The 15949-nt window shown below is 55.7% G+C and carries 15 protein-coding genes and 1 tRNA gene; 3 read left to right on the forward strand and 13 right to left on the reverse strand.

Annotation, left to right across the window (positions count from 1 at the left end; genetic code table 11):
• Nucleotides 1-75 precede the first annotated feature (75 nt).
• Nucleotides 76-1335 (reverse strand): Gfo/Idh/MocA family protein, encoded by a 1260-nt coding sequence (locus NHH03_RS16720; protein ID WP_253158133.1) that lies wholly within the window; start codon nt 1333-1335, stop codon nt 76-78.
• Between the two features lie 6 nt (nt 1336-1341).
• The gene (locus NHH03_RS16725) at nt 1342-1893 is read right to left on the reverse strand and encodes an RNA polymerase sigma factor (RefSeq protein ID WP_253158134.1); all 552 of its coding nucleotides are present in this window, start codon (nt 1891-1893) and stop codon (nt 1342-1344) included.
• A 290-nt stretch (nt 1894-2183) separates the two neighbouring features.
• Here NHH03_RS16725 and NHH03_RS16730 point away from each other — a divergent pair, with 290 nt between their 5' ends.
• Nucleotides 2184-4445: a sensor domain-containing diguanylate cyclase/phosphohydrolase gene (locus NHH03_RS16730; RefSeq protein WP_253158135.1), complete on the forward strand. Its 2262-nt coding sequence runs from the start codon at nt 2184-2186 to the stop codon at nt 4443-4445.
• Between the two features lie 1228 nt (nt 4446-5673).
• Here NHH03_RS16730 and NHH03_RS16735 read toward each other — a convergent pair.
• The 3 genes from NHH03_RS16735 to NHH03_RS28505 all read right to left on the reverse strand — a co-directional run bounded on the left by NHH03_RS16735 (nt 5674) and on the right by NHH03_RS28505 (nt 8797).
• Nucleotides 5674-6276 carry a hypothetical protein gene (locus tag NHH03_RS16735; protein WP_253158136.1) on the reverse strand — a complete coding sequence of 201 codons (603 nt, stop codon included), beginning with the start codon at nt 6274-6276 and terminating at the stop codon, nt 5674-5676.
• Between the two features lies 1 nt (nt 6277).
• Nucleotides 6278-6970 carry a hypothetical protein gene (locus NHH03_RS16740; RefSeq protein WP_253158137.1) on the reverse strand — a complete coding sequence of 231 codons (693 nt, stop codon included), beginning with the start codon at nt 6968-6970 and terminating at the stop codon, nt 6278-6280.
• Between the two features lie 825 nt (nt 6971-7795).
• The gene (locus tag NHH03_RS28505; RefSeq protein WP_449339351.1) at nt 7796-8797 is read right to left on the reverse strand and encodes a phage major capsid protein; all 1002 of its coding nucleotides are present in this window, start codon (nt 8795-8797) and stop codon (nt 7796-7798) included.
• On the opposite strand from NHH03_RS28505, the gene NHH03_RS16750 reads away from it, so the two are divergent.
• The gene (locus tag NHH03_RS16750) at nt 8726-8923 is read left to right on the forward strand and encodes a hypothetical protein (RefSeq protein ID WP_253158139.1); all 198 of its coding nucleotides are present in this window, start codon (nt 8726-8728) and stop codon (nt 8921-8923) included. The two genes, NHH03_RS28505 and NHH03_RS16750, sit on opposite strands and share 72 nt — an antisense overlap.
• A 24-nt stretch (nt 8924-8947) precedes the next feature.
• Here the strand turns inward: NHH03_RS16750 and NHH03_RS16755 are convergent, their stop codons facing one another.
• The 8 genes from NHH03_RS16755 to NHH03_RS16790 form a co-directional block, all read right to left on the reverse strand.
• Complete coding sequence (locus tag NHH03_RS16755; protein ID WP_253158140.1) at nt 8948-9583, reverse strand: hypothetical protein; 636 nt, start codon at nt 9581-9583, stop codon at nt 8948-8950.
• Nucleotides 9580-9792: a hypothetical protein gene (locus NHH03_RS16760; RefSeq protein WP_253158141.1), complete on the reverse strand. Its 213-nt coding sequence runs from the start codon at nt 9790-9792 to the stop codon at nt 9580-9582. The genes NHH03_RS16755 and NHH03_RS16760 overlap by 4 nt, the downstream gene beginning before the upstream one ends.
• 596 nt (nt 9793-10388) lie before the next feature.
• Nucleotides 10389-10679 (reverse strand): hypothetical protein, encoded by a 291-nt coding sequence (locus NHH03_RS16765; protein ID WP_253158142.1) that lies wholly within the window; start codon nt 10677-10679, stop codon nt 10389-10391.
• Nucleotides 10680-10902: 223 nt separating this feature from the next.
• Complete coding sequence (locus NHH03_RS16770) at nt 10903-12456, reverse strand: AAA family ATPase (protein ID WP_253158143.1); 1554 nt, start codon at nt 12454-12456, stop codon at nt 10903-10905.
• Nucleotides 12453-13601, reverse strand: coding sequence for a hypothetical protein (locus NHH03_RS16775; protein ID WP_253158144.1), 1149 nt, complete (start codon nt 13599-13601; stop codon nt 12453-12455). Before NHH03_RS16775 ends, NHH03_RS16770 begins: the two co-directional genes overlap by 4 nt.
• A gap of 71 nt (nt 13602-13672) precedes the next feature.
• Nucleotides 13673-13933, reverse strand: a complete 261-nt coding sequence (locus NHH03_RS16780; protein ID WP_253158145.1) for a helix-turn-helix domain-containing protein — start codon at nt 13931-13933, stop codon at nt 13673-13675.
• Nucleotides 13934-14030: 97 nt separating this feature from the next.
• Nucleotides 14031-14552 carry a hypothetical protein gene (locus NHH03_RS16785; protein WP_253158146.1) on the reverse strand — a complete coding sequence of 174 codons (522 nt, stop codon included), beginning with the start codon at nt 14550-14552 and terminating at the stop codon, nt 14031-14033.
• On the reverse strand, nt 14549-15679 hold the full coding sequence (locus NHH03_RS16790) for a tyrosine-type recombinase/integrase (protein WP_253158147.1): 1131 nt from the start codon (nt 15677-15679) through the stop codon (nt 14549-14551). Before NHH03_RS16790 ends, NHH03_RS16785 begins: the two co-directional genes overlap by 4 nt.
• Before the next feature lie 168 nt (nt 15680-15847).
• Between NHH03_RS16790 and NHH03_RS16795 the strand changes: the two genes are divergently transcribed.
• A tRNA-Ser gene (locus NHH03_RS16795) sits at nt 15848-15934 on the forward strand.
• Nucleotides 15935-15949 lie beyond the last annotated feature (15 nt).

A 15949-nucleotide genomic window follows, 5' to 3' on the forward strand; every position in this document is an offset into this window, starting at 1 on the left:
GGGGTCACTGTCGAACCTGCCGGAGCCAGGTTCGGCAGGAACCCCGGGTGAACTTTGGTTCCAACGGTTGCTCGATCAGACAGCGTCGTTGGTTTGGGAGGCCTCGCTCAACATCCGTTCCCAGCGGACGCGTTTTCCGGTTCGGGTCGCTTGATGGCCTAGCATGGCAAACAGCGTGCTTTCCGCGGCCGATTCGACTTGGCAATCAATGTCGCCGTGTCGGATACCGTCGATCAACGCTTGCTGCTGGGTCTTGGTGGCCGTTTGCAATGACCCGGCATGACCGGATTGCCAAATAAGTGATCCGTCATGTGAGAAGAGTTTGCCGGCCGATAGATCGGCCCGTCCGAGAGTGCCATGCAGATGCTCACTGGTGTTGTTCCAGGCTTTGGCGACGCGGCGGCACTGCGAAAGCAACACCACACCGTTGGCAAACTGGTACTCGATACTGTGATGGTCAAACACTTGGCCGGTTCGTGTCACGGCGGCTGAGGTTGATGCCGGGTCAATTTGTCCCCAGCCACCTTGACCTTGAGCGACACTAGGCGATTGCCCGAGCGCCCAGCGGATCACATCCAGTCCGGCGACGTGTTGTTCAATCAGAAAATCGCCGCCGGTCCATTGATAATGGTTCCAGTTGCGGATCTGGAAATCTTGGTCGGATTCCCGAGTGCCTTGTATGAGATTGCGGATCGGTCCGGCGTTGCAAAACGCACGGGCAAAAATCGGCGTTCCGATCGCACCCTCGTGAATTCGCCCGATGGTGTCTCGGTAGCGTGGATCGTAGCGACGTTGGAATCCAACTTGCACCGACAGACCGGCCGTTCGAGCCAGTTTCGCGGTCTGCAAACAATCCAATACGCCGGGCACATCGGCCGCGATCGGTTTTTCTAGAAAAATGTGTTTGCCGGCTTTGACAGCTTGGCGAAATTGCTGCGGCCGATAGACCGGCGGGGTAGCCAAATAGACCAGATCTGCGTCGCCCTGCAGGAGCGATTCAAACGCGCCGTCGCCGCTTAGACGCTGGCAGTTGGCGTCGATCGCGTTAGCGAAGCGGCCCTTTAGACTGCGATACATCGCTTGTGTTTGGGCGCCTTGCCGATCGGCCAAACCGACCAACCGAACGGATTCTGGCCCCAATCCCAGTACGGTATCGGCCAGCGTTCGCGCCCGCGTGCCGCAACCCGCAAACGCGATTCGCAGCGGTGTCGTGCCGGTTCCACCATGAACCGCTTTGCCAACGGCCATCGCGCCACCGATCGCCCCGCCGGCAATCATCAATCCACTGTCTTTCATAAACAGTCGACGGGCGACCGAAGTCGATTCCTGGTTCATGGGCGATCAAGCACCTTCACGCATTTTTTGGCGGGCGCGAGTCAGCAGCGGACCGATGGAGTTTTCGGCCAACCCGACTTCCTGGCTGATTTCATGATAGCTTTTGCCCTCCAGGTGGTACATCCGCACCACATTGGCTTCCTGGGGTTCGAGCCGCGTCATCAGCCGTTCGACTTCTTCACGATTTTCAATTCGGTCGGTGGCCGCTGCTTTGACGATCGGCTCGTTGCCGGCAACCGACAGCTTGCTTTGAACGGCCGATTGTGCCAGCCGACGGGCGATCACGCGCCGCGCAATCACGGTCAAATAGGTCGCGAGGGAACTATCGCGACGAAATCGTCGCAAAACGCTGCGGTCGGATGCCAACAGTGTCAAAAAGACCTCGGCGACCAAATCGTCTCGGGTCGCCTGATCCAACTTGATGCCGCGGGATTCCGAGGTGTGGTTTGCCACATGAATGACCAGCCCCAAAAAGCGATCGGCAAAATCTTGCCACGCCCGCGGAGCGCCTTCGATGCAGCGCTGCAGCAATATTCGATCGATATCAGAAAGGCTCACGATGCCGGTACCAAAGGAGAAGCGTCACAAAAGCCGGTGCTTGCTGCGTTCTTTCCGGCGACGTCCTTCGCCCAGCAGACCCCTTTATGGTAGGTAGCGCTGACAAGTCCCGCAACCATTTAGGGCGAATCTGGCCCTCCCTGGGTGTCGGACAACGGGGAATTGTATCGGATTATAACGATCAGGTTGGCCTGACGACCCGGGCATTTTTGCGTCGATGGGCCGCGTAGTGAGCTATGGTTCACCTACGCTAGGCACCGTCTGTCATTTCACGTCTGCTGTTGACCTCCATGAGCCACCTGTATCCCCCGCCCGAGTCCGGGCAAGTCAACCAATCATTCATCACTTTCCCAGCGGTGAACGACGGGGATGAATCGGTATCGTCTCAGGCGGCGGTGATTGAAAACGTCAATGGTTTGCTGGCGAAATTGCAAACGGCCAGCGAAGCGGTGGAGGAAAAACCACTGGACCAGGCCGAACAGAACATTGAAAATCAGCTGGCCGTCGTCCGCCTGGGGATCGCCACATCACTGTTCTACGCCCTGCGAACCAAGCATCCTTCGACGGCAGCTCATGGGTTGCGCGTGGCGCTGTTCTGCAGCGGTTGGGCCGAGCGAATGGGATTGGACTACGATCTGCGTGACCGCATCGAAGTCGCTGCGTTGCTGCATGACGTTGGCAAAATCGGAATCCCAGACCGCATCCTGCGGAAACCTGGCAAACTGACCGTCGATGAACAGTTGGCGATGGACAGTTGCCCGGACAACGGGTGCGAAATCCTGCGCGGCTGCACCAATGATCCAGCGCTGCTGGAAATCGTGCGTTTCGGCGGTGTTTGGTACGACAGTCGTCGCGGAGCGGAATCGCCACGCGGTGACCAAATTCCTTTGGGCGCGCGGATGTTAGCAATCGCTGACGCCTTTGACGCCATGACCACCGAACATGTTTACCGCCCGGCGCTCAGCCGCGACCGTGCGATCGCGGAGTTGATCCGCGCCAGTGGCACCCAGTTTGATCCCAATTTGGTCGGTGATTTTTGCCGAATGCTCGAGGCCCATCCGGAGATTTTGCAGGGCAGTATTGTGCACCGCTGGTTGCAACAATTGCGGCCAGAGGATTCGGAGGCGTTTTGGACGGGCAAAAAAGTTGGTGGAACCGGCAAGCACACACGTCGCAAAGAAGTGGTTCGCCGGGAAACACTGTTCAATCAACACTTGCTGCAGACTCTCAAGGATGGCGTGACGTTTACCGACGCCGAAGGAACGATCGATCAGTGGAATGTCGCGATGGAGCGGCTGACGCAACTGCCGGCCGAAGCGATGATCGGAAAACAATGGTCGGTTGCGGCGCTGCGGATGCGTGATGCCGATCACCACGCCAAACAAGAAACCGTCTGTCCCCTGCAGGAGTGCCTGCGTAGTGGCGAAGTCGTGCGGCGGGCGATGGTGATCGACGCGGCCGGTTCGGACCCGATTCCCGTTCACGTCGAAGTCGCGCCGGTGCCGGGCAATCACCACGGCTCGCACGGCACGGTGATCGTCGTCCACGACCTGTCGGATCTGGAGCATCTCGAGCGTCGGCTGCATACGCTGCACAAACAAACCACGATCGATGCATTAACCCGTGTGGCAAATCGCGCCCATTTTGATGAAACGCTGAATGAGTTGGTCACGGCGACGACAGATGGCGGCCCGACGTTTTCATTGGTGATCTGCGACTTGGATCACTTCAAACGGATCAACGATACGTTTGGCCATCCGGCCGGTGACGAGGCACTCAAAGTGTTTGCCGGGCTGTTGCGTTCTCATAGCCGCGAAGGTGATTTGGTGGCCCGCTATGGGGGCGAAGAGTTCTTGTTGCTCGCTGCGTCTTGTGACAACGCCACCGGCGCCCGCCGCGCTGAAATCATCCGTCAAGCACTGGAATCCACGCCGATCGAATGTTTGGGCAATGAGTGTATCACCGCCAGTTTCGGAGTCACGGAATTTCAATCCGGCGACAGCCCGCAAACCATTGTGGCGCGCGCCGATCGGGCCCTATTAAAAGCCAAAGACAACGGCCGCAACCGCGTCGTGCAATTGGGCTTGGGCAAAATGTCCGAGATCGTCGATGTCGTGCCCCGCACAGGCTGGTTTGATTGGTTGACCCGCCACGACGACAGCGTCTTGACCGTCGTCGATATCCTGACACCCGTTCCGATTGATTTAGCGATCGAAAAACTGCGAGGCTTCATCGCCGATCACGAAGCCGAGATCGTCAATGTGGCAGAAAACCAACTGACGCTCAAAGTCGCCTCCGGGTGTTCCCAGGGTGGGCGTCGACGGGTCGACCACAAAATTTCCTTTCATGCCACGATGACGCTCAGCCACGCCCAGGCTGACGAAATGCCGACGGAAAAATCGATCGCCGGTGGCAGCACCAAAGTCCATTTGGAACTCAAGCCGATTCGTAACCGTGATCGCCGTCGCCGCGAGATCAAACGTTCCGTCGCCCAATTGGTGTCCAGTTTTCGATGCTACCTAATGGGCGACATCATCAACCAAGATCGTTGAAACGGTGCCGCCCGGGCCACCGTCCCCAGTTTGACGGCCGCCGTCAAATGTAGCGCTGCGATCGGGATTTCGGTACTCGTGACCGGTTCGCGCAACGGAGTGGTCTTTCGGCTGACTGCAGCTCGCTGTAGACTTGCCAGAACGGCGCCGGTGGCTTGCGAAGAGAGCCGGCCAATGAATCGTTTTCCAGCAATGGAAAACTGCAACCGGATGGGTGGCCGAGTGGTCGAAGGCTCTAGTCTTGAAAAACGATCTTCGCCCCTTCGCTCGTCCCTGGGATACCGAGTTTTCTATAAAGAAAACCGTTCTTCGGTCAAATCGAAAAGCCCTTTAGCCACCTTTAATCACTGCGGAAAAGGGTATACCCTTTCGCGAAAACTAGTACCTTCGTTGAACTGGTTTGCCGTGGTGTGCCTGAGCATTTTAGTCCTCAGGCTTCTTCTCAGCCGCACGGACAGAAGGAATCAAGATGTGCGGCATGCTTCTCGACTCGCACAGTCTATTAAAAGACTTGTCTACATGAGCCAAGGTGAACGATTTTGTCTGCTCAAGTGCAATTACAACATCGCCAATTCTCTCGCATTCCTTACACGTGATGTGAGAGGACGACTCAGAATAACTTCGCAAGTGCGTTAGACATGGGACTTGCTTGTCCGTCAATTCATTCAGCAGTTTTCGCGATTCTGATCGCGGATCTTGAAGCCCAAGGAAATCATTGATCCGGCAGTCCAGAACTGGTGTACTGAAATCACGATGAAATTCCGAAAGTTCGTCGAGCAGTCGTTCAAACGAACTAACTGCGAGTTCTTTCTCGCCACGTCGGCAATGGGATCGATTCTGAATCTTTGAAGGAAATAGAGCGTTTAGTCGTCGAGCCCAGTGGTAAGCACTTCTCGCCAGTTCCTCAGCGGATGCCGTCGTATTGTCAAATGATCCGCACTCGTTAAGTCTTTCCGCGATACATGCGAGATATGACTTGATCGCGCGGCTACTAAAATCTTGCTCTAGATATACGATTGCGTCAGCAGTGCTTTTGAATCTTGCCACTGTCAGTGAAAATTCAATCATTGAGCAAATCCATCTGCGGACATACTCCATTCGAATGTAGGTTGATCGAAAGGCTTTAGCGTCAGAAACGCAATCTTTGAACGCTTGCGACTGAGATTTTGTACTCGGGCCGACAACTGCACGTACTGCCGATGTCTCTACAAGTACCTTCTTTGTCTTCCTACTCATTCGGAAAAGCAAATCCTGCGATTTCGAATCCTAGGTTTTCCAATTTTGCTGCACACAGATCAATTTCGTTAAACTCAACATCCAGCGAATGTCCAAGCTTTTCGACAACTGAAGCAATGTGCCGGCAAACTTCAACTGACTGGTACTTTTCCCACTGGCCGTTTAGTAGCGTATCTCGCACCTGTCGCAAGATTTCTCGTGTATTCGCTTCGCTTTCAATCCGTTGGATGCTTGCGACGAGATTTTTGATCTCTGACAGAATTGGCTGGGTCGCAACAACTAGTGGGATTGACTGAAGGTTATGCTGAAGATTTCCTATTGATTCGGCCAGTTCCCTACACCTGCTCCTGCGCCTCGATGCAACATACGCGGGCGATTGGCTGCCCCTGACTGCAGCCATGTTAGTGACGGCGCGAAACGTTACCCGCGTGGGAACGATGTTGGGAGGAACGACGAACTCATCATCCAAGTACGCGTCATCCAGACTGGGGCCGACTTCGCTAACCAAAAGTCGTCTAAGGTCTACGACGCCAGAATTGACCGCACCGGCACTACCGCTGCGTATTTTGTCGATGCTAATCCCTGAGTCTGCCATCTCAAATTAGGTTGGTGAGCTTCTTCACAGACTGCTCAACTAGCCTCTCTCCTTTCGTTTCGAATTCATTCATCAAGCGTTTTACGCCGTGCTTGCTTACTTTCTTTTTCACCAAATCGTAACGTAACCAGAGACGGTCACCATCAATCTCGTCTAACAATGATCCTAAACCTGGTCCCCATGCTGGTTCCGTTAATCGGGTCACATTGGCCGCCGACTGGAACTGCTTAGTCGCCATTTCGCGATTCATCGGTCCAATGTCGACTCGAGTGAAAGTAGACTCGCGGTCTTCCACTAACGCTAGCGACCAGTCGTTTGAGTCTTCCATGATCGCCAGTGAAGGCTTCAACAAAGATTCTCGACCAAGGTCCGCCATTTCCTTGTACGTCATTCCAATATCAACCAGAGAATCCCTCAAAAAACTGCAGGAAGTTGCCTCTGATACACCGTATGCGTCCAGGACATCAGTCATCATTTCGCCGATTTGTTTCGTCCACACATGCCACTCGTCCAGCGTTCTGGTCGTAAAAGTGGCGGAGGTGTGGTCGATTGCGAACTGAGTCTTGTTGTCTCCGCTGAGGAAGTCAAAGCGCTGGACGTTTGATGACCACTGCGAAAATCGCTCTACGCGGACCATTTTCTTTGCCAAACTAGGTAATACAGCTGCAAAATCCGGCTGAGGAGCAAAACGCACGGACAGTATCGAAATTGATTGGCGTCCAATTATTTGCTGCGACATAGTCGATTTGGTGGAAGCGGCCAAGTTCTGCACGGGGGGGCAAGGAAAACAATTTGCAAATTCATTCGAATTATACTTCCGCTCAGCTGGAATGGTCTGCTTGAACGCTCAATTATCGCAGCATTCCCGCGAACTTTGAAAGTCTGGTCTGGCTAGGCTGCCTGTGCCGCCACGACTGCCCATCTTGGGGGGAACTTGCAGTAGACATAGGCAAGCCGCAAGAATGCCACCTGAACAAGGTGATCCAACCCATTCCGTTGCGAAAGCCAGACTGTTGGGATTCTTCCAATTCATCTGGCTGGCGTGCTCGACCGCGGGGATCCTTGCGCCAATCTGCAAAAATGGAACTGAATTTCTGTCTCTCCATTTTTCCACTCGGCAAATAACGGGGCGCAACTAACTAACTGTCTCTCTGAGGATCGGCCCGCGAAGTTCGCGAGGACTGTCAGCAGGGCCAGGAAGGACCCGCAGCAGGGGCAGCAGACAGGCAGCAGCAGGCAGGCAGCAGACAGAGCATCAGACAGGGCAGCAGACAGGCAGCAGGGCAGCAGAGCAGTCAGGCAGGCAGCAGGGCAGGAAGTGTCTTAATCACCGCGATTTGCAAGACCAATCAGAAGTCAGCGATGAGTATTTGGAAGACACCGAAAAGACTGCCGGCGTACCGCTGGCCCGGGGAGAGAACTGAAACCCGAGCCAGCGGCAGCGACAGCGTTAGGTGCCCCCCCAAGCCGACCGGGGGATTATCAAAACCCGATCGGCAAAGGCACCCAACGTGATTGATCAGTCAGCCGCGCTGCCGTCCGCTCGAACGCCGCCGCGGGGTTCTTGCTTGTTCACACCCACGTCGCTGTAGCCACGCATTTGGACGCCGAGCGTGTCGAAGTCGGCTTCAGCGGTTTCAACTGTTGGCTCGATTTTGCCGTCGAGCGCGGCGATCTCAATCACTGGCATGTCGCGAGGATCGGCCAGCAAATACCAAGCCGACTCGCTGTTTCCTGTGTAGTTGGCGTTGCTCATGTACGGCGAGCTTTCCGTCCGGAACCGGCCTTGCCACGGGTTTACCTCAGGCTCGTCCGTACTGCCCTTGATCTTGTCGCTCGTCATCAACTGACGTGCAGTCGTTTTCAAGGCAGTCGGGACAAGCAGAATCGCCGGCTCAATGCCAAGCGGGTTGCCGTCTGGGTCGGTCTGATTCATGAAGACCGTTTCGGCTTCTTCCAGGCCGACAAGACCGAGCTCGCCTGTGTCGGTGCTGACGTTGAAATTGCCGGCAGCGAAGAACGCCGCATTGTCCAAAAACGCAGTCCAGAAAATATCGTTCAGCTTCAACCCAGCACCACGGCCAAGCTTGCGGGGGACGTCGGTCAACGCGCCGAGGTCATCATTGATGATATCGGTGCGAGTGATGCCGAGCATTCGACCGTAGGTATCGACTTTGTTGGTGTACGTTTCTTCGCTGAGCGTTCCGTGCTTGATCTGACCGTCTGGCCCGACTTGTTCGAATCTCAAATCGCCAGTCAGAGAAACCGTTGTCACTTGCTTGAAGTCTTTGACGCTGCGGATTGCTGCGATCCGCAAGCACGTTGTGTCAACTGCATCGAAGCCACGCTTCAGAAACTTGTTTGCTGTGTTCGCAAGCACAGTGGGAATCGAGATCGTACTGGCGACCGCTGAGATCGTAACTCCTCCGAACGCGGCGCGGAGCGATTCTTGGTTAATCTTTTCGCCGGGATTCCCGCGATAGCCGTTCTCGGCGGCTGCGATCCCAAACAGTTGATTCAACCCGATTCCGCCGGGGAAGTGATCATGCGCCGCCTGAAGCTCGTGATCAGTGAAGTGTTGTTCCTCGCCGCCCAGTCGTCCGCCCGTGCAACATGCGGCCTCAAGGATGCGATTTGTCAGTTTTGATTGATACATGGTTTGCCTCTGGTTTTACTCAGCCAACTTGGCCTGGATTGAATTGGATGCTGCGACAGCTGCCTGATGTGCCTCCATCGCTACGGTCTGTTCGGCTTTCCACCGGGCTAGGTAGCGAGAGAGCCGTCGCTCTTCGGACTTGTCGCCGGCTCGCTGGGCCTCTCTGATCGACTCGGCATACCCGTTGGCCCGGGAGGTTGCTTCAGTCAATCGCTGATTCGCAAACTTGACCGACCGATCGATGACCCAACGATCGATGAGCAAGGCCGGCGATGCCAACTGAATCAACTTGTTCTGCAAAGCTTGCGATCCAGCACAACTCTTTTCGAGTTTGCCAATCTGCTTTTGCAGTTCTTTCCGCTCGGCATTCAACTCGCTGACACGTGTTTCCAGCTTGACGTTCTGTTGTGCAAGCTGGCGATGGATGATCGACCGCTCACCGGGGTCCTTCGCTTTGTGCAATGCGGTCTGCAGCGGTTCGCACTCGGCGACGTGGACGTTTGCCGCGTCGTCGGCTGCAGCATCGATATCATTGATCGACGCGCGCAACTCACGGATGGCATCGCGTTTTTGAGATATCGCTGCCAATTCTTCTTGCACGGACTCACGGCGTGATAACCGTTCGGCTTCACCTAAATCGAAAGTGTTCATTTGTTGTTTCTCCGGTACCAGTGGGTGCCGTTGTGATCGGTCCGCCAGAACGTATAGTCGCCAGGCCCGAAGTCGGCACGGATCAGCTGACTGCCAGCGATGAACTCGGGTTGGTTGCCATCGGCGTTGACACCGGCATCGGTGTCATTCGGCCCGGCTGGCGGGATGCCCTGGATCAAGACCCGGTTTTTTCTGAGTGGGTTGTTCATGCGATCAATGTACACGTCAGAAATTCGGTTCTTCCAGGATCTGGAAACTCACTCAACCGCTTCCGCTGGTGGCTCAAGGATCGCCAAGAATGGCCGATTGCAATCGCGACAAATTGAACGACGCGTGATTGAGCCATCGCCTCCCGCCTCACTACGGACAGTCGTGGGCGTCTCCATGCTGCCGCAGTGAGGGCAGGCTACGCGATGAACGAAGACTGATGGCGCTGATGACCACTTGATTCGTTTCGCGCGGCAATCGCGATCTGTCGATTGGTTGTCGCTCATCTTTTGCTCTCTATCGCCGGGGTTGATGCTTTGCTGTTTGCCCGGTGCTCTCTCGCCGCTGTGCCGTGGTATCGCTTTTGTCGGTGCCGTCTGGCCGTCTGGCTGTCGATGTGCCTGTCGTCGTGCCGTCGTGGTGCCGGCTGGTCGTCTGTGCCGTCGTCGTGCCGTGGCTGTCGCTGGTCGTCGCTGGTCGTCGTGGTGCCGTCTGGCTGGTGTGCTGTCGTCGTTGTGGTGCTGTCGTCGGCGTCGTGGTGGTGATCGCCTGGCCGTTGATGGTGCCGGCGATGTGTAGCGGGGTGTTTCCGAGGCAATCAATCCTGGTTGCGTGCTTGCCCCGTTGTTGACTCGCTGGAGTGTCCAGCAGGCGCCCGGTAGTACACGTCGATCGACTTACCTGGATTGTCGTGATGGAGGAGATCATCCATCTGACCTCGTAAGCCGGTGATCTTTTGAATCGTGTTTCGCACCGGTCGCGATCTTGCTTTTGAATAGCCCGCCGTCACGTCGTCGGTGATTTGCCAGAGCAACTTTTCAATCCGCTGTAGTTCGCCGGCGATCTCGCGATGCCGTTCGATGGTCAGTCCGGTTTTTTGTTTTGCCATTTTTGAAATCTGTTTTTTGAAAAGTGAAAAAGTGTTTTTTGTGATCAGCCGGCCGCTAGCTAGAAACTCCGTCGTTACTCGGACAAAAGCAGAGCAGGCCACACCACGCGGATTTCCTCTCGCACACACTCACCACTCGGACAACCCCTATAGGGTTGTTGTCCGAGTGAGTGAAATAACTCGGACAAGTAGTGATTTGTCCGAGTGAGTCCGAGTGTCCGGCTCAGTCGCTTTTGAGTTGCAAATCATCATTTTCTTTTTCCTCCCGATTCGCTTTTTCTTGTTCGTCGATCGTCATTCGATAGCCTTCGTATTCCTGTCCGTTGGCCTTCTTCACAGAACACGGCTCAAGAATTTCTTCGCGGATCAGATAGGCGAGGGCCGCTTTGCCAACTTGGCCGTGACTCAGCCCCGCGGCGTCGAAGGCCGAAGATTTCGTGAGACCATTTCGCCCGACCCCGATAAACGCGTCACGCAATTTCTGGGCGTTCTTTTCGTTGGCTCGCTGTTTCTTTGCCTCTTTTGCGATTTCCTTCCGTTCGGCGGCATCCTCTCGCGATTCGTTTGCGTCGCTGACTTCCACATCCCACCGTCGGCCGCCTTCGTCGTCTGGGTGCCCCTCCGCCACGTCTAGGCCCCAGCAACCGTTGTGCCCGGCGGAACCGCCGGCGCTCATCCAGAGGCGGTGATTGCCGGTGCCCTCCTCGTACCGTTCTCGGCGAGACAGCAAGAGCCACTGGCGTGCAAACTCAGCGAATCCGGCCCAAGCGATGTCGCCCAGTTCCAGTGGTTGAAACTCGATGTTGTTGGTGTTGTTCTTTTTGGCGTGATGCACCAACACGGGCGTGCATTTCTGCTGCAGCGCCAGTTCGGAGAAAATCCGTAGCTGGTCGCCCATCGAAAAGAGATTGCCGGCGTCCGATCCGTCGATCATCAAGTAAGCCGGATCCGCGATAACCACGTCGAATTTGCCTGCTTTGATTACCGCCGCAAGTTCGGAGACGTGGCTTGCGTTGGCCAGCTGCGGAACGCGATCCGTCACCGTGAAGTAACCATCTAGTGCCGCGAGATCGATCGAATGCGATCGACAAATCCTGAAGCAAGTTTCCTGCACGGTCGCCAGCCCCGATTCAGCGGTGAGCACCAGGACGCGTTTTTTTGCTGGGACACCGAACCGGCCGAGAAACTCGGTGCCCGACGCCAGTGACAACGCCACCTCGATCGCGATGGACGTTTTCAAGGACTTGAATTGGCCGGCGATAATGAGCGGTTGATGTTCAGCGAGCACGCCCGGAATCAAGTAATTCAACTTGAAATCGCCGCTCGCCAGTTCTTTTGCACCAACAAGTGAAAAATACAGGTCCTCATTTTTTGCTCGATCTAGTTGCTGTGCTCTTTTTTCTAGGAACTGTTTTCCGATTCTTTCGAGCGCATGTGCCACTGAGCCAACGTCTTCACGCGTCAGCGCGGCAACCGCCTCCGCGAACTGGTTTTTATCACCGCTGTTGGTGATGATCACGCCGTCCGAATAAATCTCAGCCCCGCAACTGTATGCGGTGAGTATGTGACAACCATCAGGCGCGACTGTGCCGACCTCTATCGTCGTGCCGGCGAGGGTTGATGCGCTGCGAGAGTCGTCTCGCAGCGTCACACCTGCCTCTGCTGCCTCCGCCTCGACCTCCGCTAGTTCGGCTGTGAGCTTTTTCTGGTCCTCGATCACCATGTCGTATTTGCGGAGAATCTCCTCAGCCTTTTCATCGATTGCTACCGTGCTCATGCGATGGCCCCTTGCTGCGTAGTAAACGAGAAATGTGTGTTGTCGTAAATTTGCCTATCGATCTGGCCGTGGCACCACCTCGCGGCTGCCCGCCAATCACCGTCATGACGGAGCGTCACGAACATTTGGTCGATGGAGTGAAACCTGCCGACCGATCCATCTTTTTTTGCCGAATCGAAATGCGGGTCAGCCCCGCTGAAGACATTGATGCCCGGCCGGCTTAGCTGGGAGGCGATCTTCAAACTCTTGCCGCCGCTCTGGCTGCCGGGCCGCAACCATTCACCGGCGCCAAGATGCGTGTAGCCGTGCTGATTTAGCAGGTCTTCGACAGTCAGCCCGAACCTGTCGATGTACTCGCTGACCGGCTGGGTCTGCGGCTCGCATGTTCTGCGCGTTTCGTTGACGGTCCGATCGACTCGCCGGATTGCCGGTTTTTTTGTCTCAGTTTTGATTGCCGGCAGGGTCAGTTCCCGCAGCGAATACAGGCGATCGGGATGGTATTCGTGACACGTCACTGAGTTGCCGTTGCTTCGCGGCTGTCCGACGATTCGCAACAGGCGATCGATGTTCGCCGTGGCATCCAACTTGCCATCGGCTAGCGTGTTTAAATGTCTTTGCCAACGCCCGGTCAGTTGCGAAATGTACTGCCGCTCTCTATCAGATTTGATTCTGTACGGAATCTTCAGAATCCAATAGCTATGAAACCCGCCTCGGTCGCCGTCGCTATTGACTATAAGACTCGGCGGCACTGGCATAAGATTCAGGATCTCGAGCATTTTCTCCCGGCTGTGATAGTCGTCATTCTTGCCGGCGTCGCAGTCCAAATGAAATGAGACGACGGTCTTCACTTCGTTTTTGGTTCCAACAATCCAGCGACCTTTGCCGTCTCGCTCAGATCTGGCCTGGATGGCGTCCCAGTCCATTAGGTTGATCTTCGCGTAGATGTCTAGCCGGCCGGCTAGCTGCGATGCGGCCCGGGCTAAGTTGCCACTGCCTGTGTCGCAGTGCCCGACCCATTGCCTCTTCGATTTGCCGGCGAAGACGATCTCGCCGTCATCCGGCCTGCATCGGCTGTACAGTGCGTCCAGCCATGCCGCTGTTTCGCCCGCACGAACCGTAGACGTGTCGTGAGTGGGTGCTACCATGAGGTCGTCCCTCCGTGTAACTGTGGACATTTGGCCCGCCGGGTAGTAGCAGCTCGGCGGGCTGTTTTTGTTTAGCCGAAGATGGAGTCACGTTTCGCCGTCTGGCGTTTGCGTTTGGCTCGTGGCTCGCTCACCGATGGGTGGCGCCGGCGTAATAGAAAACGTGCTAGATCGTCCTCAGCGATACGCCAGCGGGGCCGCTCGCCGTCTGGATCGGTCGCCAGATTGGATGCGACGATCTCGCCGCTACGGATCCAGGCCAACACTTTGTCGGACTTGCACCCGAGTAGCTTTGCGGCCTGTGGCGGCGTGTAGAATTGCTCTGAAATCACCAGTAGTCTCCGTATGAGTAAGGTCAGACGGTTTTCTACTGGCGATGCGGGGTATTAAAACTGTCAGTCCTGAAACTGATAGTTTTGATAGTTTTTCTTAGGCCTTTTTCGGTCGGCCTGGCGACTTGGGTTCAGGCATCGGAAGTTTATGAAACTCCGCAAAACGTTTGGCTCTGTCCAGCAATCCATTTGGCGAACGAGGGACTTTGCGATCGGAAGATTTTTCTAGCTTTGCGGCCAAAACTGACAGTTTTTCGGCGTTCATCTTCGGCCGCGATTCGAAAATCTCGCGGTCATTGGCTAAATCTTTAGGCCACGGGTAGACCTTGGTTGCGTCTGTGGTGCCGCTTGCGTCGGTTTTGTTTGATACTTCCAGTTCGATAAGCAACGCATCTGTCAGATGATCTAGCTGGCACTGATCGAGTTGCTGAACCTCCGCCCATGTCATGTTGAATTGTTGGATCAACGTTTTCAGCAGAAGCTCGTGCCGACCATTGCCTAGTTTTTCAAGTCTCTTGAGTTGATAAGCCCGGTCGGCATCCTCAAGACTACGCCGCTGGCGATACCAGTTTTGAAGCTCTTCCAGGGATTCCAGATTTCCTTGCTTGTCGCCGTTCATGATTGCACCTCACCGGCGTACAACCATTCCCAAACCGTCTCGACAGTGCGCTGCAGCCGCGAGTCACTGACCCGTTGCCTGTATCGTGCCGACATGTCGGATTCGCTGTCGCTGTGCCCCATGATGGCTCGCACGGCCACCAGATCGCCGCATTCCTCAGCCTGGGTCTGAAACGTCCTGCGTAAACAATAGAAGCCCCTGCCTTTTTCGGGGAATCCAGCGGCTTTCAGGACTGGCTTGAACGCTCCGGTCACTCGGTTGCCGCCTGTGCGATTCTCGGTGCAAAAGTCCCTGCCGCGGTGACCAACGAACAATCGGTCGGTTCCGCCTGGGTGGCTCTCGATCACTGCTTGGATTGCTGCGACCGTCTCCGGCCACAATGGGATCCGCCGCTCAATTCCTGTTTTGGCTCTCGGGTAGTTCAGCCACCCTGTTTTCAGATCGACCAGGCCGACTTCCAGTTCCGCCACGTCACGGTTGCCGAATCCAGCTTGGACGCCCAATAGAATCATCGCTTTCCAATTCGGGCCCGATGCGGCGATCAGTTGGTGAACTTCGTTGGCATCGAAGTCTTGCTTCCCACGCTTGGCTCGCTGCTTGCGAATGACCTTCGCAGATGGCTTTACGAAGCTCGGGCCAAACCGAACCGGCGATTTGATAAGGCCGGCATCGAATGAGTACCGGAACAGCGATTTGATTTGCCCGATGTGCTTGCCGAGCGCGACCGGTCCATACCGCTTGGCGAGGTCGGAACGCAGCTTGGCAAAGTCTGCCGGCTCCAATTCGGAAACACTGGTTTCCTTGCCCAGCGACTTGAAGATCAAATCACAGGCTTTGAAGTATTCGTCGTAGGTGTCCTGAACAATCTCGCCGGCGTGGAGACGTGACCGCTTGGCCTGCATCCATTCCTCGGCGGCGTCCTTCACGGTGACGCCACTTGTGTTTCTCGGTCGCCGGCCGGCTTTGATCTCTAGCCACTGATCGAGCGAGCGCGTGCCCTGGGGATCTTCCTCCACTCTTTCGAAGTAGTGGCGTTTGCCTTTGTGGACTTTGCACCAAAGTCCGCTGGCTTTGTGAACGCTTAACCTCACTTCACGTTTGGCTCGCGCTAATGTAGACTTCGCCATCGCATCACCTGTGCTGTAACTGGTTGGGTGGTGTGCGGTTCTGGTCGGTACGAACGGCCAGAACCTCCTTTTTGACCCTAAAAGGGTATGGAAAAGGGTATAGCGGTTTCGGGCGTTCGTCAATGCCCCGGAGGAAAGCCTAAGTTTCCTATAAAGAAAACCGCAATCGGATGGGTGGCCGAGTGGTCGAAGGCTCTAGTCTTGAAAACTAGCGTAGGGGTGACTCTACCGTGGGTTCGAATCCCACCCCATCCGCTTCTCGTCGCGACC

It is taken from the genome of Stieleria tagensis, assembly GCF_024129865.1.
Classification (GTDB): Bacteria; Planctomycetota; Planctomycetia; order Pirellulales; family Pirellulaceae; genus Stieleria; species Stieleria tagensis.